This window comes from Asanoa sp. NPDC050611 (genome assembly GCF_040654855.1).
Taxonomy (GTDB): Bacteria; Actinomycetota; Actinomycetes; order Mycobacteriales; family Micromonosporaceae; genus Asanoa.
Genome location: NZ_JBFAIU010000101.1, coordinates 909 through 22,737 on the forward strand (window position 1 = coordinate 909; position 21,829 = coordinate 22,737).

A 21,829-nucleotide genomic window follows, 5' to 3' on the forward strand; every position below is an offset into this window, starting at 1 on the left:
GCTGCGGCCTGGGTGGCTACGTCGGTGGAGGCATGGTGATCGGCCATGGTGGGAAAACACTACCCCGGCGGCACCGGTCGCCACCTCGCCGAGGGGACCAGGGATGAACCGACGGTTAGTGGATGTCGAACGCGCCCTGTCGCGCGCGGAGGCCGACGCGCTCGTCGACCGCCTCGCGGACGAGCTCGCGGAGCGGTACGGCGTCACGGAGGTCGAGCTGCTCCTGGTCGATTACCGGCTCTCCGCGCTGCTCCCGCTGGCGGGCGGCGAACCGGTGACCCGGCCCGGCCACCCCGCCTGGCGCTGCTTCGACCACCAGTCGGAGGTTCTGGCGGACGGCGTCCTGTTCCTCCCTGTAACGATGCGCGGGGACCGGCTCGGGGTGTTGCGCCTGGCACCGGACTCCGCCGACGACGACGAGGTCCGCGGCGAGCTGGCCGACCTGGCGACCTATCTGGCCCACGAGATCGAGGCGGTCCGCTACAGCACCGACCGCTACCTGATGGCGGCGCGGACCCGCCGGCTGACCCTCGCCGCCGAGATGCAGTGGGAGCTGCTGCCCGGGCGCAGCCGGCACCGCTCGTCCTTCGCCCTGGCCGGGCAACTCGAACCCGCGTACGCCGTGCGCGGTGACAGCTTCGACTGGGCCGACGACGGGCACCGGCTCTGGGTGTCGGCGGTGAACGGCTCCGGCGAGGGCATCGCCGCCGCGACGCTGACCAGCCTGGCCACCTTCGCCCTGCGCAACGCGCGCCGGGGCGGGCTCGCGCTCGCCGACCAGGCGGCGTTGGCCGACCAGGCGATCTACGCGCACTACCGCGGCGACCAGTCGCTGGCCGCGCTGCTGCTCGACGTCGACCTGGCCACCGGCGTGGTCACCGCGGTCGACGCCGGCTCGCCGAAGCTGTTGTTGCTGCGCGGCGACGAGGTCAGCGACGTCGAGCTGGAGCCGCAGCTGCCGCTCGGGATGTTCGACGGCACCATCTACCGTCCGCAGACCTTCGAGCTGGAGGTGGGCGACCGGCTGTTCGTGGTCAGCGACGGCGTCTACGACGCCGCCAACCAGACCGGCGGCCGGTACGGCGAGACCGCGCTGACCAGGTTCATCAGGCGCAGCGGCCGGCGGTCACCGCTGGACGCCGTGCGCTCGCTGCTCGGCGAGCTGCGCGCGCACGTGGCCTCGGACCTGGCCGACGACGCGGTCGTGGTCTGCCTCGACTGGACGGGGCCCAAGGTCGAGGGTCAGTAGGCGCCTCGGCTCGCGATCACCGCGCCGATGGTCTTCCACAGGATCGCCAGGTCGGCGGTCAGGCTCCAGTTCTCGACGTAGTAGAGGTCGAGCCGGATGCCGTCCTCCCAGCTCAGGTCGGACCGACCGCTGACCTGCCAGAGGCCGGTGATGCCGGGCTTGACCAGCAGCCGGCGGGCAACGTCGCCGTCGTAGCGGGCCACCTCGCGGGGCAGCGGCGGGCGGGGCCCGACCAGGCTCATCTGGCCGAGCAGCACGTTGAGCAGCTGGGGCAGCTCGTCGAGCGAGAAGCGGCGCAGGAAACGCCCGACCCGGGTGACCCGCGGGTCGTCGCGCATCTTGAACATCAGCCCGTCGGTCTCGTTGCGCGCCCGCAGCTGTGCCAGCACCTCTTCGGCGTTGACGACCATCGTGCGGAACTTGAAGACCCCGAACTCCTTGCCGGACAGGCCCACCCGGGTCTGCCGGAAGAACACCGGGCCGCGGCCGTCGAGCTTGATCGCGATCGCGATGACCACCAGCAGCGGCAGCGTCAGGGTCAGCGCGATCAGCGCGGCGGCCCGGTCGAAGAAGCCCTTGACCAGCTTGCGGCCGCCACGGAACTCGGGCGCCTCCACGTGGATCAGCGGCAGGCCGGCCACCGGGCGGGTGTGGATCCGCGGGCCGGCGACGTCGGTCAGCGCGGGCGCCAGCACCATGTCGACGCCGGTGCCCTCGAGCTGCCAGCCGAGCCGGCGCAACCGGATCGCGGTCAGCTCACCGGAGGTGGTGACCGCGACCGTGTCGACGCCCGTGGACTCGACGGCCTGGAGCACCGTGCGGAACGAGCCGACCACCGGCACGTCGCCGAGCCGTTGCGGCACGGGCGCGATCAGGGCGTCCGGGATGCAAGCGCCCACCACGTGGTAGCCGGCGTAGGGCTCGCGGCGCAGGGTCGCGACCAGCTCGTTGACGTGCGACGCGTCGCCGACGACGAGCACCTGGCGGGACCAGGCGCCGTCGCGCTTGCGGGCGCGGTGCAGCCACTTGCGGGCCGCGTACCGGCCGAGCACGAGGCCGACCAGGCCCAGGGTGAAGCTGAACAGCAGGAACCAGCGGGCCACGCCGAGGTCGATGACGTAACCGACGATCGCGATCGCGCCGGCGAGCCGGATCGTCGCGGCCGCCACCCGGCGGAACTCGTCGACGCCGTAGCCCAGCAGGCGGGCGTCGTAGCTGCGCATGAGCTTCAGCGAGACGAGCCAGACCAGGCCGAGACCGACCATGATCACGGCGTACGGCCGCGAGTCGCGCGGCGCGCCCCCGCCGAACTTCTCGGACAGCTCCCCGAACCGCACGGCGTAGCCGCCGAGCACCGCGATCGTGATCATCGCGGCGTCGATCAGGAAAACGGCGCGCACGTATGCGCGTTGGCGCGACTTGACCAGCGCCGAGGTAACGGCGCCACGTGCGGCTTCCGGGCGTGCGGAAGCAGGGTCTACCAGCGTCGCCGACGTCACCAAGCCCTCCCCAGCTCGTGGGTGTCGACGCACCGGAGCGGTGCCTGGACATCTTCGCCGATCACCCGTCCCCCGAAGGAGCTGGGACGGAAAACCGTCACTTGCTTGACGGCAACCCGTTAGCTAGGCAAACGACAGGGTCGTCACTTCGCCGTGCCGGGCCGCAGCGAGATCGCCTTGAGGAAGATGTCGCCGATCTTCGTCGGGTCCTCCGCGACGAACACGGCACCGCCCGTTACAGCGGTGATCTGGTCGAGCGGCGCGCGGTTCACCTCGTCGCCGAGGCCGATGATGATCAGCTGGACCGGCTTCTTCTTGTCCGCGATGCTCTTGAGCTGCTTGAGCAGGTTCGGATGGTCGATGCCGCCGTCGGGGTCGTCGTTGCCGATGCCGTCGGTCAGCAGGACGATCGAGTTGACCCGACCGTTCTGCCAGCCGTTCTGCACGTTCTTGTAGGCGGCGAGGATCGTGTCGTAGAGACCGGTGTCGCCGCCCTTCTTGGGCTGGATCGTGGTCAGCTTGCCCAGCAGCGCCGAGCGGCCCGTGGCGACCGGCCCGATCGGCACCAGTTCCTTGTAGTCCTTGCCGCCGCCGAGGTTGCTGGAGAAGACCCAGAGGCCGACCGCCCAGTCGTCGCTGAACAGGCCGAGGCCGCGGGTCGCCGCCGCCTGGGTGAGCTGCATACGGGTCTTGCCGCCGGCGCTGGCGACCTTGCCGCCCATCGTGCCGGAGATGTCGACGACGGCCAGCAGCCGGCCGGGCAGCGTGACCGCTGTCCAGGTGGCCAGCGTCCGGTCGACGGTCGCCGGGTCGGAGGTGCCGGCCGCGCTGCCGCCGGAGTCGCCGGAGGGCTTCACCTGCGGGGTGCCGGCCGGGCTCGGCGCGCCGGCCGGCGCCTCGAACCCGTCGCCCCAGGTGCCGTCGGCCGCGCGCAGGTGCTGCGCACCGAGCCGGTTCTTGAAGTCGCGGGTCGTCAGCACCCGGAACAGGCCCTCGGCCGCCTTGGCCTTCATCGGGTCGGTGCCCGGCATGACCGCGTACGGGTAGTCCAGCGACGTCGGCGCCGGCTCGAGGTAGAGCGCGGCCAGCGGGATCGGCGGCTTGCTGGAGTTGTACTCGACGACGTCTTCCTCGGACAGCGGCGCGGCGGAGAGCGCCTGCGCGATGCTGGCCGGGTCCGCGGAGCGCGGGAAGCGCGCCAGCAGGTCCTGGCGGAGCGCCGACTTGCCGGTGGCGAGCGCGCGGAGCACGCCGGCCTGTGCCGTCTCGGCCGCCGCACCCAGCGTGCCCGCCTGCGCGCCGAGCGCGAGCAGGCCCGACAGGCCCGCCGCGTCCCGGGTCGGCTCGACGATGCCGGGCTTGAGCGAGGTGCCCGTGGTGAGCTGCTTGAGCAGGTCCTGCCAGCCGAGCTTCTTGTCCGGCCAGCCGATCTGCGTCGCGACCGGCTCGGGCATCGCGATGACGACCGGGCTGCGGGCGATCGACTCGCCGTTGGTCGGCGAGAAGCCGGACGCCGCGCTCTGCAGCCGCAGCAGCCAGGTCGAGGAGTCCGGCACCCAGACGTCGGGCATCGTGGCGGTGCCGTTGGCAAGGCCCACGCCGGCGAGCGCGACGCCGTGCTTGCCGGCGACCACCGCCGCCACGTCGACGGGCTCCTGCGCCACGACGTCGACCGCGACGCAGACGCCGTCGGCCTCCGCGCCACCGTCGACCCAGGCCTTGGCGGCCTTGTCTATGGCGGGGGCTATCTCACCCGCCGCGGCCACGGTCAACCTCGCCTCACCGGAGCATCCCGGTTGGGATACTTGTCGGTAACCGAAGTAGACGCCAGTGGAGACGAGGACAAGCGCCATCGCGGCGGCGATGACGCCCGCCCCGCGAAGCTTCATTCGCATGCGATGCCGGCCAGACACCCGACCATCTTGCGTAGCCGAACGTCGTCTCGCCAGGTACGTTCGGCCTAAAGTTACGGAGGAGAGACGAACCGATCGGTTTTCATCACTTCCTGTGATCGCGTTACTCCGACGAGTCCACGAAATCCCTTACCTGGCAACCTTTTCCGCGGATCACGAAATGACGGTCATGCGGGGCGGTAACACACAAGTCGGGCTGCTGACCGGGATCGGGCCATCGACCATCGTCGGCACGCCGGTCCGCGGATCCACCGCGAACACGGCGACCGAGTCGCCCATCTGGTTCGCCACGTAGAGGTGCTCGCCGGCCAGTGCCAGGTGCCGCGGCCAGCGACCGCCGCAGTCGACCTCTGTGACCAGGCGCGGCGCCGCACCGTCCAACGCGAACACCGACACCGTGTCGACGCCGCGGGTGGCGAGGTAGAGATAGCGACCGTCGGCGCGGCAGGCGACCTCCGACGGGAACTTCTCGCCCGGCCGCGTGCTCGCCTCGAGCCGGTGGCGCTCGCGCCAGCCCGTATCCCCGATCTCGAAGCTCGTCAGCATCGCGTCCAGCTCACCGACCAGGTAGGCGCGCCGGCCGTCCGGGTGGCGGGCGACGTGCCGCGGGCCGGTGCCGGGCGCCACCCGCAGCGGGTCGCCGGCGGGCACGAGCCGGTCGCCGTCCATCCGATAGGGATAGAGGCCGTCCGTGCCGAGGTCGATCGCGATCAGCGGACCGCCGGCCGGGTCGATCGAGATCATGTGCAGGTGCGGGCCGGCCTGCCGGTCGCGGTCGGGACCGTGCCCGTCGTGCACGACCAGGTCGGTGCGCTCGCCGACCGCGCCGGTCGCCGGGTCGAGCGGGTGCACGGAGATCGAGCCGCTCGCGTAGTTGGCGGCGAGCAGGTGCCGGCCGTCGGCCGTGACCGCGACATGGCACGGTTCGGTGCCGCCGGTCGGGGCCCGCCCGACCGGCCGCAACGGGCCCGGTCCGTCCACCGCCCAGCCGCTGACCTCCCCCTCGGCCAGCTCGTTGGCGGCGTAGAGCACCGGCAGCGTGGGGTGCCAGACCAGGAAGGACGGCGACGGCGTACGCGCGACGACGGCGCCGGGGGTGAGCCGGCCGGAGCGCGGGTCGCGGGTGGCGGCGACGATGCCCTCCCCCGTACCGCCGGATTCCTTCGTGTAGCAGCCGAGGTAGACGATCTCGTCGGTCACGGGTTGATCCAATCACCGCGGGACGCGGGCTGCGGGGCGGCAACGGATCCTATAGGATCTTTGATCGTGCAGCCGGCCCGACGGATCACCCTCACGGACGACGTCTATGCGGCCGTGCAGGCGCTGATCATGGATCACGAGGTGCAGCCCGGCGCCCGCATCAACATCGACGCGCTGGCCCGCCGCCTGGCCGTCTCGCCGACGCCGGTCCGCGAGGCGCTCGCCCGGCTCGAGTCCGACGGCCTGGTCAGCAAGACGCCGCTGGTCGGCTACACCGCGACCCCGCTGCTGACCCGGGCGCAGTTCGAGGAGCTGGTCGAGATGCGGCTGATCCTCGAGCCGACCGCGGCTGCCAAGGCCGCCGGCGCCGGCCTCGACGCGGCGGAGCTGGCCGGGCTGCGGGCCGAGGCCGACCTGCCGGGGCCGGAGGGCGCGCACGCGATCGCCACGTTCACCGCGCAGGACGCCCGCTTCCACCACACCCTCGCCGGGCTGTCCGGCAACCGGATGCTGCGCGACGCCGTGGTCCGGCTCCGCGCCCACCTGCACCTGTTCCGGCTGCACTTCCCGGCCGCGCACTACGGCGTCAGCGCCCGCGAGCACCACCGGATCGTCGACGCGGTCGCGGCCGGTGACGCCGACGCGTCCGCCGCCGCGATGCGCGACCACCTCACGGCGGCGCGCGACCGCCATCTGCCCTTCTTCGAGAGCCGGTAGCAATGCGGATCGCCCTGTTCGTCACCTGCGTCAACGACCTGATGTTCCCGGACACCGGCAAGGCGGTCGTGACCGTCCTGGAACGGCTCGGGCACCAGGTCGAGTTCCCGCTGGAGCAGACCTGCTGCGGGCAGATGCACGCCAACAGCGGTTACCGCGAGGAGGCGTTGCCGCTCGTGGCCAACTTCGTCAAGACCTTCTCGGCGTACGACGCGGTCGTGGCACCGTCGGCCTCCTGTGTGGCGATGGTCCGGGAGAGCTATCCCCGCCTGGCGCCCTCGCCGGCGCTCGACGCCGTGGCGGCGCGCACCTATGAGCTGTCCGAGTTCCTCGTCGACGAACTGGGGGTGACCGACGTGGGCGCGCGCTTCCCGCACCGGGTGACCTACCACCCGACCTGCCACGGCCTGCGCATGCTGCGGCTGGGCGACCGGCCCCGGCGGCTGCTGGAGGCCGTCGAGGGCCTGACCCTGACGCCGCTGGAGGGCGCCGAGGAGTGCTGCGGGTTCGGCGGCACGTTCGCGCTGAAGAACCCGGGCGTGTCGGGCGTGATGCTGGCCGACAAGTGCGCGGCCGTGGTCTCGACCTCGGCCGAATACCTCGCGGCCGCCGACAACTCGTGCCTGACCCACATCGGCGGTGGGCTGTCCCGGTCCGGCGCCGGCGTCACCCCGATCCACTACGCGCAGATCCTGGCGTCGCGATGACCGGCACGGGGAACATCGTGACGCGGTTGCCGTTCCCGACCGCGGCCCGGCGGGAGCTCGGTGACGAGCAGCTGCGGCGGAACCTGCGCAAGGCGACGCACACCATCCGCGACAAGCGGCTGCGGGTGGTCGGCGAGGTGCCCGACTGGGAGCAGCTGCGGGTGGCCGGCGCGGCCATCAAGGACGACGTCCTGTCCCGGCTGCCCGAGCTGCTGGAGCAGTTCGAGGCGGCGGCCACGGCGGCCGGCGCGACCGTGCACTGGGCCCGGGACGCCACGGAGGCGTGTGCGGTGGTCGCCGGCCTGGTGAAGGACACCGGGACCACCGAGGTGGTCAAGGTCAAGTCGATGGCCACGCAGGAGATCGGCCTCAACGAGGCGCTCGAGGCGGTCGGCATCCACGCGGTGGAGACCGACCTGGCGGAGCTGATCGTGCAGCTCGCCGACGACACCCCGTCGCACATCCTGGTGCCGGCGATCCACTACAACCGCACCCAGATCCGCGACATCTTCGCGAGCAGGATGCCGGACGTCGACGCGACCACGCTGACCGACGACCCGCCGGCGCTGGCCGAGGCCGCCCGCCGGCACCTGCGCTCCCGGTTCCTGTCGACGAAGGTGGGCATCTCCGGCGCCAACTTCGCGATCGCGGCGACGGGCACGCTGGCCGTGGTCGAGTCCGAGGGCAACGGGCGGATGTGCCTGACGCTGCCGGAGACGCTGATCTCCGTGGTCGGCATCGAGAAGCTGCTGCCGACGTTCGCGGACCTCGAGGTGTTCCTGCAGCTGCTCCCGCGGTCGTCGACCGGCGAGCGGATGAACCCGTACACGTCACTGTGGACCGGCGTGACGCCGGGCGACGGCCCGCAGACGGTGCACATCGTGCTGGTGGACAACGGCCGCACGGACACCCTGGCGGACCCGGTCGGGCGGCAGGCGCTGCGGTGCATCCGGTGCTCGGCGTGCCTCAACGTGTGTCCGGTCTACGAGCGGGTGGGCGGGCACGCGTACGGGTCGGTGTATCCGGGGCCGATCGGGGCGATCCTGTCGCCGCAGATGAGTGGTGAAGGAGCCAACCGCACGCTGCCGTACGCGTCGACGCTCTGCGGTGCCTGTTTCGACGCCTGCCCGGTCCGCATCGACATCCCGCAGGTGCTGGTCCACCTGCGACAGTCCGGCGTGGATGCTGGTCGCGGTCGGCCGTCGGCGGAGCGGACGGCGATGCGGACCATGTCGTACGTGATGCGCGACCGCCGCCGCTACGCCCTGGCGCTGCGGGCCGCCCGCCGCGGCGCGGCTCCCCTGCGCACGGTGGCCGGGCGCCGGGGCACGCTGCGCCGCCTGCCGTGGCCGCTGTCGGCGTGGACCTCGGTGCGCGACGCGCCGCTGCCGCCCAAGCAGACCTTCCGCGAATGGTGGACCCGTGAGCACTCGTCCTGACGCCCGCACCGAGGTGCTGCGCCGCGTCCGTGCGGCGCAGCCGACGGCGCCCGTGGTGGTCCCCCGGGACTACGCGGCTTCCGCGGGCCCGGCCGGCGCCGAGCTGGTCGACCTGCTGGTGGACCGCCTCGAGGACTACAAGGCGGCGGTCCGCCGCTGCACGCCGACCGGGCTGCCCGCGGCCGTGGCCGCGTTCCTGGCCGGTGCGGGTTCGCTGGTCGCACCGGCCGGCGTGCCGGCCGCCTGGCTGTCCGCGTTCGACGGTCCAGTGAGCAGGGACGACGGCCTGACGGTGGCCGACCTCGACGCGCCGGGCGTGGCGGTGCTGACGGGGTGCGCGGTGGCGGTCGCGGAGACCGGCACGCTGATCCTGGACGCGGGCCCGGACCAGGGCCGCCGCCTGCTGACCCTGGTGCCGGACCACCACATCTGCGTGGTGCGGGTGGACCAGATCGTCGAGCGGCTGCCCGCGGCCCTGCGCCGCCTGGCGGACCCGACCCGCCCGCTGACGATGATCTCGGGCCCGTCGGCCACCAGCGACATCGAGCTCAACCGCGTGGAGGGCGTACACGGCCCCCGCCGCCTCGAGGTCATCGTCGTCTCCTGACCGACCCCCGCACTGTCGCCAGGGGCGCTTGTCATGGAAGCGCTCCCATGGAAGAATGCCGATGAGCCGCTTCTACGCGGGTCGCCTGTGGACGCCGAGGGCACCGGGTTCGTTCCAACCCGGACGGCGTGTGGTGCGACGCCGCGCGCTGGTGCCTGACCGGGCCGGGCCAAGCAAAGCCAACCCCCACCCCCGGGTTCCTTCCCGGTCTGGCCAAGGAGAAGACACGGCAATGACTCTGTCGACAAGACGGCGGCTGATCGCCGTCGCCGGGGCCGGCCTGCTCGCCGCCGCGGGCATCGTCGCGCCTGCGTCGTCGGCCCAGGCGGCCGTCGCCTGCGACGTCACCTACACCACCAACGACTGGCCCGGCGGCTTCACGGCGAGCGTCACCCTGCGCAACACCGGTGACGCGCTGACCAACTGGACGCTCGGCTTCACCTTCCCCAACGCCAGCCAGCGGGTGACGCAGGGCTGGTCGGCGACCTGGACCCAGAGCGGCCAGAACGTCACCGCGCGCAACCTGGACTACAACGGCACCCTCGCCTCGGGCGCCTCCACCTCGCTCGGCTTCAACGGCTCGTGGAGCGGCAGCAACCCCAAGCCGACCTCCTTCACGGTCAACGGCACCACCTGCGGCGGCACGACGCCGGGCAACACGGCGCCGACCGTGAGCCTGACCAGCCCGACAAGCGGCGCCACGTTCGCCGCCGGTGCCGCGATCCCGCTGGCCGCGACCGCCAGCGACGTCGAGGGCCCGATCAGCCGCGTCGAGTTCCTGATCGACGGCACGGTGGTCAACAGCGACACCACCGCCCCGTACTCGTACAGCGCCACCTCGGTCGCGTCCGGCAGCCACACCGCGGCCGCCCGGGCGTTCGACAGCGCGGGCCTGTCCACCACCACCTCGGCCGTGCCGTTCACGGTCGGCGGCGGCTCGACCACCCCGACGCTGCAGGCCAGCACCGGCGCCGTCAGCGTGCCCGAAGGTGGCTCCGCCACGGTTACCTACCGGCTCAGCGCCGCGCCGACCAGCTCGGTCGCCGTGTCGCTGGCCAAGACCGGTGACACCAACATCACGGTCTCCCCGACCAGCTTCTCCCTGACCAGCTCGAACTGGAGCACCGGCGTCCCGGTCACGGTCAGCGCGTCGGAGGACACCGACACCACCAACGGCACCGCGACGATCGCGGCGACCAGCTCGGCGGGCAACGTGAGCGTCACCGCCACCGAGTCCGACAACGACGTGCCCAGCGGTGGCACGAAGGTGGACAACCCGTACTCCGGTGCCCGTGGTTACGTCAACCCGGAGTGGTCGGCCAAGGCCGCCGCCGAGCCGGGCGGTTCCCGCGTGTCGAACCAGCCCACCGCGGTGTGGCTGGACCGGATCGCGGCCATCGAGGGCACCCCGGACAGCCAGTCCAACGGCCCGATGGGCGTCGAGGACCACCTGGACGCCGCGCTCGCGCAGGGTGCCGGCTACATCCAGTTCGTCATCTACAACCTGCCCGGCCGCGACTGCTCCGCTCTCGCCTCCAACGGTGAGCTCCCGGTCGACGGGCTGCCGCGCTACCAGAGCGAGTACATCGACCCGATCGCGGCGATCATGAGCAACACGAAGTACCGCAGCCTGCGGATCATCACGATCATCGAGATCGACTCGCTGCCGAACCTGGTCACGAACCTCAACATCGCCAAGTGCGCGACGATGAACTCCAACGGCGGCTACGTCAACGGCGTCGGCTACGCGCTCGACAAGCTCGGCGCGATCCCCAACGTCTACAACTACATCGACGCCGCGCACCACGGCTGGATCGGCTGGGACAGCAACTTCCGCCCGACCGCCCAGAAGCTCAAGCAGGCCGCGACCGCGGCCGGCGCGACCGTGAACGACGTGCACGGCTTCATCGTCAACACCGCCAACTACTCGGCGCTGCGCGAGGAGCACTTCAACATCAACACGACCGTCAACGGCCAGCAGATCCGGCAGTCCCGCTGGGTCGACTGGAACCAGTACGTCGACGAGCTGACCTTCGCCCAGGCGTTCCGCACGGAGCTGGTCGCCCAGGGCTTCAACTCGAACATCGGCATGCTGATCGACACGTCCCGCAACGGCTGGGGCGGCTCGGCGCGACCCACGGCACCGAGCACGTCGACCGACCTCAACACGTTCGTCGACCAGTCCCGCATCGACCGCCGGATCCACGCCGGCAACTGGTGCAACCAGAGCGGCGCGGGCCTCGGCGAGCGGCCGACCGCGGCGCCGGCCACCGGCATCGACGCGTACGTGTGGGTCAAGCCGCCGGGTGAGTCGGACGGCTCGAGCCGCGAGATCCCGAACAACGACGGCAAGGGCTTCGACCGGATGTGCGACCCGACGTACGGCGGCAACGGCCTGAACGGCAACAACCCGACCGGCGCACTGCCCGACGCACCGATCTCCGGCGCGTGGTTCTCGGCGCAGTTCCGCCAGCTCATGGCCAACGCCTACCCGCCGTTGTCCTAACCAGACCGCGGGTCCCCGTCCTGGCCTTCGGCAGCCGGGGCGGGGACCCGTTTCCACCGCGTCAGCGCAGGTCGGCGGCTCGCGCGCGGAGGTACGTGCGTTCCGCCGCGTTGCCGGCCAGCGCCGCCGCGCGCTCGTACTCGTCGGCCGCCTCCGCCAGGCGGCCCAGGCGGCGCAGCAGGTCCGCCCGGGCGGCGGGCAGCACGTGGTAGCCGGCCAGGCGCGAGTCCGCGGCCAGCAGCTCCACCTCGGCGAGCCCGGCCGACGGTCCGGCCACCTCGGCGTACGCCATCGTCCGGGCCAGCGCCGCGACCGGCGACGGGTGCACGGCCAGCAGGTCGTCGTAGAGCCGGACGATCGCGGCCCAGTCGGTGTCGGCGGCCCGCGGTGCCAGCGCGTGCACCGCGGCGATCGCGGCCTGGATGGCGTACGGCCCGCGCGGCTCCCGCCGCACCAGCGACAGTCCTTCGCCGACCAGCTCCGCGTCCCAGCGCGACCGGTCCTGGTCCGCGAGCAGCACGGGCACGCCGGCCCCGTCCACCCGCGCCGGCCGGCGGGCCTCGGTCAGTAGCAGCAGCGCCAGCAGCCCGCGCGCCTCCGGCTCGGCCGGCAGCAGCTCCACCAGCACCCGCGCCAGGTCGACCGCGCGGGCGGTGACGTCGGCCGCCGTCAGCTCCGTGCCGCGCGGCGGGGTGTGGCCCTGCACGAAGAACAGGTAGATCGTCGCGAGCACCGCCGGCAGCCGCTCGGCCAGGTCAGCCGGCGCCGGCACCCGGTAGGGAATGCCGGCCGCCCGGATCTTCCGCTTCGCGCGCGTCACCCGCGCCGCCATCGTCGCCGCCGGCACCAGGAAGATCCGGCCGATGTCGGCGGTCGCCAGTCCACAGACGACGTTGAGCGTCAGCGCGACCCGGGCCGGCAGGTCCAGCGCCGGGTGGCAGCAGGTGAACAGCAGCCGCAGGCGGTCGTCCGGGAACACCCCCGCGGCGCCCGGCTCCTCGACCACCAGCAGCGGCAGCCGCCGCTCGATCGCGTCCACGTGCCGCCGCGCGGACACGGCCTTGCGCCGAGCCGTCGCCGTGAGCCACGCGCCCGGGTTCGCGGGCACGCCGCGGGACCGCCACGCCGGCACGGCCGCGGCGAACGCCTCCTGCACCGCGTCCTGCGCGGCGTCGAGGTCGCGGGTCAGGCGCACCACCGTGGCGAGCACCTGGGCCCACTCACGGCGGTACGCCGTCGCCAGCGCGCGGTCGACGTCAGGTGAAATCGGAGATGTCCCAGATGGGGCGGATCTCCGTCGCCGTGCCCGTCGGACACCGGCGAGCCGCCTCGATCGCCTCGTCGAGGTCCTTGGCGTCGATGATGTAGTAGCCGCCGAGGCTCTCCTTCAGCTCGGCGTACGGCCCGTCGGTGACCACCATCTCGTCGCCGACCTTGCGCAGCGTGGTGGCCATGCTGGGCCCGCGCAGGGCCTCCCCGCCCACCTCGGCGATGCCGCGTTCCTTGAGCCAGGCCGAGAACGTGTCGTGCTCGGCCAGGCTCGCCCGCAACTCGTCGGGGCGGGACTCCCAGTCGGTCTCCGGTTCGAAGAGCATGAGCATGTATTTCATGGCTTCCTCCTTCACCGGACCGACGCGTCGCCCTCCCTATTTTCGACACTCTCGGCTTCGGTGTCTGCGTCTGGCGCTTCCCGAGCGAGACCGCTCTGGTTCAGGAGTTCGGGGTGGCCCGTGGTACTGCCCGGCGCGCGGTGGCCGAGCTGCGTGAGCGTGGCCTGGTCGTCACCGTGCCGCAGCGCGGGACCTTCGTGAAGGTCTAAACACAAAAAGACCCCGCCACCCAGGTACGGGTAGCGGGGGTCTTCGCTGTCTCAGTCGTTCTGCCTGGCCTGCTTCGCCCGCGTCTCGGCGTCCAGCATGGCGGCCCTGGCCTCCAGCTCGGCGGCCTTCGCCAACTTCCGGTTGCTTCGTGCGTTGGACTCCCTGTTCGACCGGAACTTGATGATGCCCAGCGTGCTCACGCTCAAGGTCTTACGAATCAGACCCACTTGCCCTCCCCGAATAAAGATTGCTCGATGCGCATCGTACGTGGCGCGGGCCACGAGGAGGTCATCCGTTAGGTCTGAGACTCAGGCGGGTTGTCATTTGGTCAGGCAGGGCGCGGTTTCGACGCCACCGAGGTCTGCCGAGTCACCCCCGATCCAGTCGGCGCGTTGGTACTGCGCGATCTTCAGCGCCGTCTCCAGGTGGGTGCCTCGACGGGCGGCGAGGACGCACCGTCATCCCGGTCTAGGGCTCGGGTGAGTCAGCGCAGCCCGGTACGTGAAGCGTGTGCTCGGAGCCTTGGGCCTTACGTCGGCGTGGATCGTGCACCTTCTGCGAAGAGCATGAGCAATGGCTTCCTCCTTCACCGGACCGACGCGTCGCCCTCCCTATTTTCGACACTCTCGCGTTCGGTGTCAGCGTTCGGCGGCTCCGGCGCCTCGGCCGGGGAGAGCCACTGCCACAGCAGGAACAGCAGCCCCAGGACCAGCATCGCCAGCCCGGCCCAGAGGTTGATCCGCACGCCCTGGGCCTTGTCGAGCGCCGCCGAGCCGTCGAAGACGCCGACCAGGCCGACGATCACGCCGTACACCACGAACAACCCGCCGATCACCCGGCGGACGTCGAACAACCGCGCGGCGGCCGACCGGCGCCGCTCCTCCTGTGGCTCGCTCACGAGTTCGTCGTCACTCATCGTCCTCACCAGACCGGGATGTAGAACAGCAGGGACAGGGCGAGCGCGACGCCGCCCAGCAGCAGCGGTGACCGGTACCAGGCCGCGTCGCCGACCAGCACGTCGCCCTTGACGTCGATGCCGCCGAGCCCGTTGACCAGGCCGCGCAGCTCACTCTCGGGCTTGGGCGCACCGAACCGGCTGATCACGAACGCCACCAGCAGCACGGTCACGAACGCGAGGCCGGCACCCCAGAAGCTCTCCTCGAGGTCGGTCTCGAACGGCAACGCACCACCGAGATAGAGGAGGTACGTCGCGATGGCCACGACCGTGCCGGAGAGCAGCGACCAGAAGCCGGCCGCCGCGGTCATCCGCTTCCAGAACATGCCGACGATGAACGTGGCGAACAGCGGTGCGTTGAAGACGGAGAACAGGGCCTGTATGTAGTTCATGATGTTGGAGAACCCGGCCGCGATGAACGCGGTGCCGATGCCGACCACCACACCGGCGATCGTGGCGATGCGACCGACCCTGATGTAGTAGTCGTCCGAGCGCTCCCGTCGCACGTACGTCTGCCAGATGTCGTAGGTGAAGACGGTGTTGAAGCCGCTGACGTTGGCCGCCATGCCGGCCATGAACGAGGCCATCAGGCCGGTGACCGCGATCCCGAGCACGCCGTTGGGCAGCAGGTCACGCATGAGCAGCGGAATCGCGTTGTTGTAGACCAGGTCGCCCTCGTCGGCGCCGAGGCCCTGCACGGTCACCACCGCGATCAGGCCCGGAATCACGGTCACGATCGGGATGAGCAGCTTCGGGTACGCGGCGATCAGCGGCGTGCGCCGGGCGGCGCTCATGTTCCGCGCGGACAGGGCGCGCTGCACCTCGGCGAAGTTCGTGGTCCAGTAGCCGAACGAGAGCACGAAGCCGAGGCCGAAGACGATGCCGAGCCAGTGCGCGCCCAGCGGGTTGTCCGACGAGCCGGTGTTCTGCCAGGCGTGCAGCGCCCCCGCGCCGAGGTCGCCGCTGCGTACCTTGTCGAACAGGCCGTCGATGCCCCCGACCTTGACCAGGCCGATCACGGTGATCGGGATGAGCCCGGCCAGGATCACGAAGAACTGCAGCACCTCGTTGTAGATCGCCGAGGAGAGGCCACCGATGCTGATGTAGGTCAGCACGATCGCGGCGCCGACGATGATCGAGATCCACAGTGGCCAGCCGAGCAGCGCGTCGAGCACCAACGCCAGCGCGTAGAGGTTGACGCCGGCGATCAGCACCTGGGCCACCGCGAAGCTGATCGCGTTGAGCAGGTGGGTCGGGCGGTTGAAGCGCAGGCGCAGGTACTCCGGCACCGAACGGACCTTGGAGCCGTAGTAGAACGGCATCATCACGATGCCGAGGAACACCATCGCGGGTACGGCGCCGATCCAGTAGTAGTGCGTGGTCATCACGCCGTACTGGGCGCCGTTGGCGGCCATGCCGATGATCTCCAGCGCGCCGAGGTTGGCGGAGACGAACGCGAGCCCGGTCACCCAGGCCGGCAGCGAACGCCCGGAGAGGAAGAAGTCGACGCTGGTCCGGATCGCGCGGCGGGCGGCGAAACCCACGCCCAGGACGGTCACGAAGTAGAGCGTCAGCAGCAGATAGTCCAGCCAGTTGAGGTCCAGCCGAAGCCCACCGTCCACAGCGTCTCCTTCCGCCCGCCGGTCCGAACGGCTCGGATCGATCGGGGGCGGACGTACCCAGGACTCCGTTTCCGAAACTCGCTCAGTTTCGGTGCGATCTGTCATTTTTCCGCCGCTGCGTGGTTGTCCACAGACGGTCGGTCACGGGAGGCTGTTTCCTTGTAGGGACGTCACCGACGGGGAGTGGTCATGATGCGCCTGGGAACCGCCGTCACGCTCGTGGTCGGCCTCGCGGCCGGGGCCGGCCTGTTCGCCGCCAACAACGCGCTGACCGTGGCTGAGCCGGCGGCCGCGCGGGTCGAGGCGGCTCCGCCACCGGCCGCGCCTCCGGTCTCGCCCTCGCCTTCGGTCTCCCCCTCGCCGTCCGCCGCGCCGCCGGCCGACGTCGCCGTGACGCCGCCGCCCGCGAAGGCGCAGGCGCAGCAGAAGGTGACCGTGACCTGGGCCGGGTCGACGGAGGGCGGCGCGGCCAGCATCGCCATCGCGGTCAAGGAGGGCGTGGCCGTCGCCTACGTCTGTGACGGCAACCGGATCGAGGCGTGGTACCAGGGCACCGCGGCCGACGAGCGGCTCACGCTCTCCGGCGCCAAGGGCAAGCTCAGCGGGGTGTTCGACAAGAAGCGGGCCAACGGCACGTTGACCGCCGGGCGCACGACCTACCGGTTCGACATCGGCGCGGTACGCAAGCCGTCCGGGCTCTACCGGGCCACCGCGCAGGTGCGCAACGCGCAGGTCAAGGGCGGCTGGATCGTGGTCGACGGGCGGCAGGTCGGCATCCTCGAGGTCGACGGCGTGCCCCAGCCGGCACCGCCGCTCGACCTGGCCACCGGCTCCGTCGTGGTCGACGGCGAGACGATCGTGCCCGTGCCACAAGGCTGAGGGCCCCCGCCGGCGGCGGGGGCCCGTGTTGGCTGGTGAGGGTCAGCTCTGCAGCATGCGGTCCAGGAAGTCGCGGTAACGGCGGACCACCACGCGCAGGTGCTCGGTGTCGCCGCCCTGGGTGGCCTCCCAGCCGCCGAGGTCGGTGCGCATCGCGGCGAGCGCCTCGACCAGGGCGTCGGCCGCTTCCTCGGCCAGGGCCTGCGCCTCGGCGGTCGCGCCGCGGGGGTCGTCGACGAACCGGAGCTGGACCTCGCGCCAGCGGTCCCGGAAGCCCTGGGCGGCCTCGACCGCCACCAGCGCGGTGACCGGTTCCGCGGTGACCTCGCCCGGCATGAGCTCGGTCTTCTCGTCCGCCTCGGCGACGCGGTCGGTCACGTCACCGAACCGGTCATGGTCGTCGTCGTCCACCAGGTCGTCGCCGTCGTGCAGGTCGTGGTCGCGGTCGGTCCGGTCGTGGAGGTCGGTCCGGTCGTGGAGGTCGGTCCGGTCGCGGTCGTCGTCCCGCTCGTCGACGGCCTCGGCGTCGGTGCGGGTGTCGGTGCGGTTCGCGGCCATCGCCGCCGCGGCGGCGGCACCACCCGCGGTGGCCGCACCGAACGCGGCCGGCGCGAGTGCCGAGTCCGGGAACGTCGGCCCGCCGGAGGGGTGCTCCTCCTCGGCCCGCTCCCGCTCGTGCTCGAGCTCGCTGCTGTCCACACCGGCGCGCTCTTCCTCGGTGTCGACGGGCGAGGCGACCACCGGGTCGTCGTACCCCGTGCGCTCCTCCTCGGCCTCTTGATAGACGTCTTCCTGGTCGCGGACCTCGGCGCGGTCGTCGACCCCGTCCCGGTCCGCGTCCACGACGTCCCGGTCCGCGTCCACGACGTCCCGGTCCGCGTCTACGCCGTCTCGATCCGCGTCGACGACGTCCCGATCGGCGTCTGCGACGTCCCGGTCGGCGTCGACGACGTCGGTCGGCTCGTCGAGGTTGTCGTGCTGGCCGGCGTCCACGGTCGTGCTGTCGTGGTAGCCCGCGTCGCTGACATTGTCGTGGTAGCCCTCGTCATCCGGGGCGTCGCGCTGCACCGGCACCGGGTCGGAGCGCACCGCCTCGGGATGTTCCTCGTTGCGCTGGTCCTGGTAGGTCATGGTGGGATCTCCTCGGGTTAGCGGGCGTCGGTGACCGGGCCGTCGGTGTGCGGGGTGGAGACGGGCTCGTCGCCGAGCAGGTCCGCGACCAGGGCGCGGTAGTGCACGACGGCCTGGCGCAGCTGCTCGGTGCTGGCCTCGCCGCGCTCGTTGGCGAGGTGGATGTCGTGTGCGTCGCGGTAGTAGCCGAGCGTGCGGGCATGCTCGACGGAGAGGTGGGCGAGCTGGTCGTCGTAGTCCTCGGTCGGGTAACCGCGTTCGGCGACCAGCCGGGTGACCAGCTCGTCGGCGGCACCGACCGCGCGGGCGGGGTCGTCGACGAACATGACCTGCAGCTCTTCCCAGGCCTGGGCGTAGCGGTCCCGCGACTCGGGGGACAGGGGTGTGAGGGTCAGCTCGGCGTGGCGGCGCTCACGGTCGCGAAGCTCACGCTCGGCGGCCGCACGGCTCTCCTGGTTTTCGACGGCCCGGTCGTACTCCGGACCGAACCGGTCGCGCAGGGCCCGGCGACGCATCGCGGTCCAGGCGAGTATCCCGACCGCGACGAGCACCACGATGACGATGACGAGAACGACGATCTGGGTGGCGGACATGGCAATCCTCCTTCGCCCTGCTATTTCCCAGATCTTTGCCCTCCGGAAACCACCTCCGGAGACATCGACGTGCGGCGGTAGTGCGGTAGCCGGCAGTTGCGTATCCTGCCCAAGGCGCATGCGTCACCGGCGATGTCAGCTTTCTGGCGGGAGCTGACAGGACGCGTGTCGTCGATCCTGCCAACCCCTCGGGCGAGGACTGATGAATTCGCGCAGCTGGTCGATCCGTTCGAAGATCATTTCTTTGGTCGCCGTGCCGATCGCCGCGCTCACGGCATTGTGGATCTTCGCGACCACGTTGACGCTGGGCCCGGCGCTCAGCCTGCTTTCCGCGCAGGGCCTCCTCGACGACATCGGCCGGCCCGGTGAGAACGTCGTGGCCGCCCTGCAGCAGGAACGCCGACTGTCCCTTGTCTACCTCGCCGGCAAGACCAGCCCCGAACGGCTGGCCGCGCAGCGCACGGAGACCGACGAGGCGATCGCTGAGTTCCGCCGGCGGTCAGCCGGCGCGGACACCAGCGACCTGCTCGCCAGCCGGCTGGTCCAGCTCGACCAGGCGTTCGCGGTGCTGCCGTCCGGGCGTGACTTCGTCGACCGCAAGGACATGGACAAGGCCGGCGCGCTCGGGCTCTACAACGGTGTGATCGACGCCGCCTTCCGGGCGTTCTCCGTGCTGATCGCCCTGCCCGACGAGGAGCTCGGCCGGGAGGCCCGGGCGATCACCTCGCTCGGCCGGGCCCGGGAGGTGCTGGCCCGCGCCGACGCGCTGCTGGCCGGCGTGCACTCCGGCGGTCGGTTCGGGCCCGACGAGCATAGCCAGCTCGTGCAGATCATCGGCACCGAGCGCTATCTCTACGACAACGCGCTGGCCGACCTGCCCGAGGACGACCGCACCCGCTACACGCAGCTCACCGAGACCTCCGCGTTCACCCAGCTGGACACGATGCTCGACACGCTGGTCACCAAGGGTCGCAACAACGCGGTGCCGCCGGTGGCCGCGACCGCGTGGCAGTCCTCGTACGACCATGTGCAGCACGACCTGCGCGACTTCGAGCTGGCGGCGTCCGACCGGCTCGCGGACCGCACGATCCCGGTCGCCACCGGCATCCTGATCCGGCTGGGCCTGGCCGGCTTCCTGGGCCTGGTCGCGGTCACGATCGCGCTCTACATCTCGGTGCGGGTCGGCCGCGAGCTGATCCGCCGCCTGGTCGGCCTGCGGGCCGCCGCCCTGGAGCTGGCCGACGAACGGCTGCCCACGCTGATCGGCCGGCTGCGCCGCGGCCAGGAGGTCGACGTGGCGGCCGAGGCGCCGCAGCTCGAGTTCGGCTCCGACGAGATCGGGCAGGTGGGCCACGCGTTCGCCGCGGTCCAGCGCACCGCCATCAGCTCCGCGGTCGACGAGGCCGTGCTGCGGCGGGGGCTGAGCGAGGTCTTCCTCAACATCGCCCGGCGCAGCCAGACGCTGCTGCACCGGCAGCTCGCGCTGCTCGACAAGATGGAACGGCGCACCACCGACCCGGACGAGCTGGGCGACCTGTTCCGGGTCGACCACCTGGCCACCCGGATGCGCCGCCACGCGGAGGACCTGGTCGTGCTGGCCGGCGCCGCTCCCGGCCGCGGCTGGCGGGTGCCGGTGCCGATGATCGACGTGATCCGGGGCGCCGTCTCCGAGGTCGAGGACTACCCGCGGGTCAACATCATGGCGATCGAGCCGGCGGCGGTCGCCGGGCGCGCGGTCGCCGACGTCATCCACCTGCTGGCCGAGCTGATCGAGAACGCGACGTCGTTCTCGCCCCCGCACACCAAGGTGCGGGTCTCGGGGCAGGCGGTGCCCAACGGGTACGCGATCGAGATCGAGGACCGCGGGCTGGGCATGGACTCCGACGCGCTGGCCGAGGCCAACCAGCGGCTCACCGAGCCGCCGGAGTTCGACCCGGGCAACTCCGCGCGGCTCGGGCTGTTCGTGGTGGCCCAGCTCGGCGCCCGGCACGGCGTACGCGTCCAGCTCCGCCCGTCGCCCTATGGCGGCGTGACGGCGGTGGCGTTGCTACCGACGGCGCTGATCGGGGCCGGCACCGGCGCGCTGGCGCTGCCCGGGCGCACGCCGGCCGAGGTCGAGGGGCCGGCCGTCGACGACGGGGTCCTGGTGGCCGCGGCCGAGGAAGGGCCGGTGTGGACGGTCCCGGAAGCCGCCTCCGAGGGCACGTCCAGCGGGGCCTGGTCGTCGTCGCCGGGCGCGAGCTGGCCGACGGCGCTGTCGGGCGGCCTGGCCGCGCGGCCGTCGAGCGGGCCGATCGCGCCGCCACCGCCGCCGGCGGCTCCGCCCAACGGGTTGGTCGCTACGCCGACGCCCGCGGAGGCGGCCGCGCAGCCGACGCCGGTGCTGGGCCTGCCGGTGCAGCGGCGCCGGCGGCCGCTGGAGGAGGCGACCGCGGAGCTGGTGGTCGGCGAGGACGGTCTGCCCCGCCGCAGCCGCCAGCGCCACCTGGCGCCACAGCTGCGGCGGCCGGTCGACGAACCGTCGGGCGGCTTCCCGGCGGGGATCGGCGGCGCGCCATCGCCGCCGCTCGACCCGGAGCAGGTGCGGGCCCGCATGTCGGCGCTGCAGGCCGGCACGAACCGCGGCCGCCAGGAAAGCGCGGCCGGGCAGCCGGTGGCCGGGCGCCAGGACGGCGCGGCGGAGCAGCTTCCGGGAATGCCAGCGGACGGCGGACAACCGCCTGCGGCGGTTTCGGACGGTCCACTGGGCACCGCCACCGGACAACCGCCCGCAATGCCGGCGGACGGCCGCCTGGACGCCGGCGCCGGACAGCCGCCCGCGGCTCCGGCGACCGGGCGGCAGGACAGCGCTTCCGAGCAGCCGCTTCCCGCGCGGGCCGGCAGGCCGATGTGGACGCCGCCGCCGGTCGAGTGGGGACCGATCGACCAGTGGGGGGGCGGCGGGGAGGGCGCGCCGCAGCTCAGCGACGCGACCAGGGGGTTGGGGGTACGC

General features: G+C 72.0%; 18 protein-coding genes and 1 pseudogene. 9 read left to right on the forward strand and 10 right to left on the reverse strand.

All coding sequences use genetic code 11. The features are described from left to right. The first annotated feature begins 103 nt into the window (after positions 1-103). Positions 104-1,249: a PP2C family protein-serine/threonine phosphatase gene (locus AB0H87_RS17700; RefSeq protein ID WP_360146050.1), complete on the forward strand. Its 1,146-nt coding sequence runs from the start codon at positions 104-106 to the stop codon at positions 1,247-1,249. Here AB0H87_RS17700 and AB0H87_RS17705 read toward each other — a convergent pair. The 3 genes from AB0H87_RS17705 to AB0H87_RS17715 all read right to left on the reverse strand — a co-directional run bounded on the left by AB0H87_RS17705 (position 1,243) and on the right by AB0H87_RS17715 (position 5,861). Further along, a complete protein-coding gene (locus tag AB0H87_RS17705; RefSeq protein ID WP_360146098.1) occupies positions 1,243-2,676 on the reverse strand; it encodes a sugar transferase in 1,434 nt (477 codons plus the stop codon). The two genes, AB0H87_RS17700 and AB0H87_RS17705, sit on opposite strands and share 7 nt — an antisense overlap. Before the next feature lie 215 nt (positions 2,677-2,891). Next, a complete protein-coding gene (locus AB0H87_RS17710; RefSeq protein ID WP_360146053.1) occupies positions 2,892-4,643 on the reverse strand; it encodes a substrate-binding domain-containing protein in 1,752 nt (583 codons plus the stop codon). Between the two features lie 171 nt (positions 4,644-4,814). Continuing rightward, positions 4,815-5,861, reverse strand: coding sequence for a lactonase family protein (locus AB0H87_RS17715; RefSeq protein WP_360146056.1), 1,047 nt, complete (start codon positions 5,859-5,861; stop codon positions 4,815-4,817). Between the two features lie 66 nt (positions 5,862-5,927). Here AB0H87_RS17715 and AB0H87_RS17720 point away from each other — a divergent pair, with 66 nt between their 5' ends. From AB0H87_RS17720 to AB0H87_RS17740, 5 genes are all read left to right on the forward strand, one after another. Then, positions 5,928-6,578 (forward strand): GntR family transcriptional regulator, encoded by a 651-nt coding sequence (locus AB0H87_RS17720; protein ID WP_360146059.1) that lies wholly within the window; start codon positions 5,928-5,930, stop codon positions 6,576-6,578. Between the two features lie 2 nt (positions 6,579-6,580). Beyond that, positions 6,581-7,285: a (Fe-S)-binding protein gene (locus AB0H87_RS17725; protein WP_360146062.1), complete on the forward strand. Its 705-nt coding sequence runs from the start codon at positions 6,581-6,583 to the stop codon at positions 7,283-7,285. Further along, positions 7,282-8,724 (forward strand): LutB/LldF family L-lactate oxidation iron-sulfur protein, encoded by a 1,443-nt coding sequence (locus AB0H87_RS17730; protein ID WP_360146065.1) that lies wholly within the window; start codon positions 7,282-7,284, stop codon positions 8,722-8,724. Before AB0H87_RS17725 ends, AB0H87_RS17730 begins: the two co-directional genes overlap by 4 nt. After that, complete coding sequence (locus AB0H87_RS17735) at positions 8,708-9,331, forward strand: LUD domain-containing protein (RefSeq protein WP_360146068.1); 624 nt, start codon at positions 8,708-8,710, stop codon at positions 9,329-9,331. Before AB0H87_RS17730 ends, AB0H87_RS17735 begins: the two co-directional genes overlap by 17 nt. A 232-nt stretch (positions 9,332-9,563) precedes the next feature. Beyond that, positions 9,564-11,837 (forward strand): glycoside hydrolase family 6 protein, encoded by a 2,274-nt coding sequence (locus tag AB0H87_RS17740; RefSeq protein ID WP_360146071.1) that lies wholly within the window; start codon positions 9,564-9,566, stop codon positions 11,835-11,837. 61 nt (positions 11,838-11,898) lie between these two features. On the opposite strand, the gene AB0H87_RS17745 is transcribed toward AB0H87_RS17740, so the two are convergent. Continuing rightward, positions 11,899-13,104, reverse strand: a complete 1,206-nt coding sequence (locus AB0H87_RS17745) for a DUF6596 domain-containing protein (protein WP_360146101.1) — start codon at positions 13,102-13,104, stop codon at positions 11,899-11,901. After that, positions 13,094-13,447: a YciI family protein gene (locus AB0H87_RS17750; RefSeq protein WP_360146074.1), complete on the reverse strand. Its 354-nt coding sequence runs from the start codon at positions 13,445-13,447 to the stop codon at positions 13,094-13,096. The genes AB0H87_RS17745 and AB0H87_RS17750 overlap by 11 nt, the downstream gene beginning before the upstream one ends. Positions 13,448-13,527: 80 nt before the next feature. Here AB0H87_RS17750 and AB0H87_RS17755 point away from each other — a divergent pair. After that, a pseudogene (locus AB0H87_RS17755) lies at positions 13,528-13,656 on the forward strand (GntR family transcriptional regulator); the annotation flags it as partial. 51 nt (positions 13,657-13,707) lie between these two features. On the opposite strand, the gene AB0H87_RS17760 reads toward AB0H87_RS17755, so the two are convergent. The 3 genes from AB0H87_RS17760 to AB0H87_RS17770 all read right to left on the reverse strand — a co-directional run bounded on the left by AB0H87_RS17760 (position 13,708) and on the right by AB0H87_RS17770 (position 16,234). Continuing rightward, positions 13,708-13,884, reverse strand: coding sequence for a hypothetical protein (locus AB0H87_RS17760; protein ID WP_360146077.1), 177 nt, complete (start codon positions 13,882-13,884; stop codon positions 13,708-13,710). Between the two features lie 359 nt (positions 13,885-14,243). Beyond that, positions 14,244-14,573 carry a hypothetical protein gene (locus AB0H87_RS17765; RefSeq protein WP_360146080.1) on the reverse strand — a complete coding sequence of 110 codons (330 nt, stop codon included), beginning with the start codon at positions 14,571-14,573 and terminating at the stop codon, positions 14,244-14,246. A gap of 5 nt (positions 14,574-14,578) precedes the next feature. Then, the gene (locus AB0H87_RS17770; protein ID WP_360146083.1) at positions 14,579-16,234 is read right to left on the reverse strand and encodes a sodium:solute symporter family protein; all 1,656 of its coding nucleotides are present in this window, start codon (positions 16,232-16,234) and stop codon (positions 14,579-14,581) included. 189 nt (positions 16,235-16,423) lie between these two features. On the opposite strand from AB0H87_RS17770, the gene AB0H87_RS17775 reads away from it, so the two are divergent. Then, entirely contained in the window at positions 16,424-17,113 is a 690-nt protein-coding gene (locus AB0H87_RS17775; RefSeq protein ID WP_360146086.1) for a hypothetical protein, read from the forward strand. A gap of 42 nt (positions 17,114-17,155) precedes the next feature. On the opposite strand, the gene AB0H87_RS17780 is transcribed toward AB0H87_RS17775, so the two are convergent. Then, positions 17,156-18,244, reverse strand: coding sequence for a hypothetical protein (locus AB0H87_RS17780; RefSeq protein ID WP_360146089.1), 1,089 nt, complete (start codon positions 18,242-18,244; stop codon positions 17,156-17,158). Between the two features lie 17 nt (positions 18,245-18,261). Further along, positions 18,262-18,837: a hypothetical protein gene (locus AB0H87_RS17785; protein WP_360146092.1), complete on the reverse strand. Its 576-nt coding sequence runs from the start codon at positions 18,835-18,837 to the stop codon at positions 18,262-18,264. Between the two features lie 202 nt (positions 18,838-19,039). On the opposite strand from AB0H87_RS17785, the gene AB0H87_RS17790 reads away from it, so the two are divergent. Next, the coding region (locus tag AB0H87_RS17790; protein ID WP_360146095.1) for a nitrate- and nitrite sensing domain-containing protein at positions 19,040-21,829 on the forward strand (2,790 nt) is incomplete at its 3' end.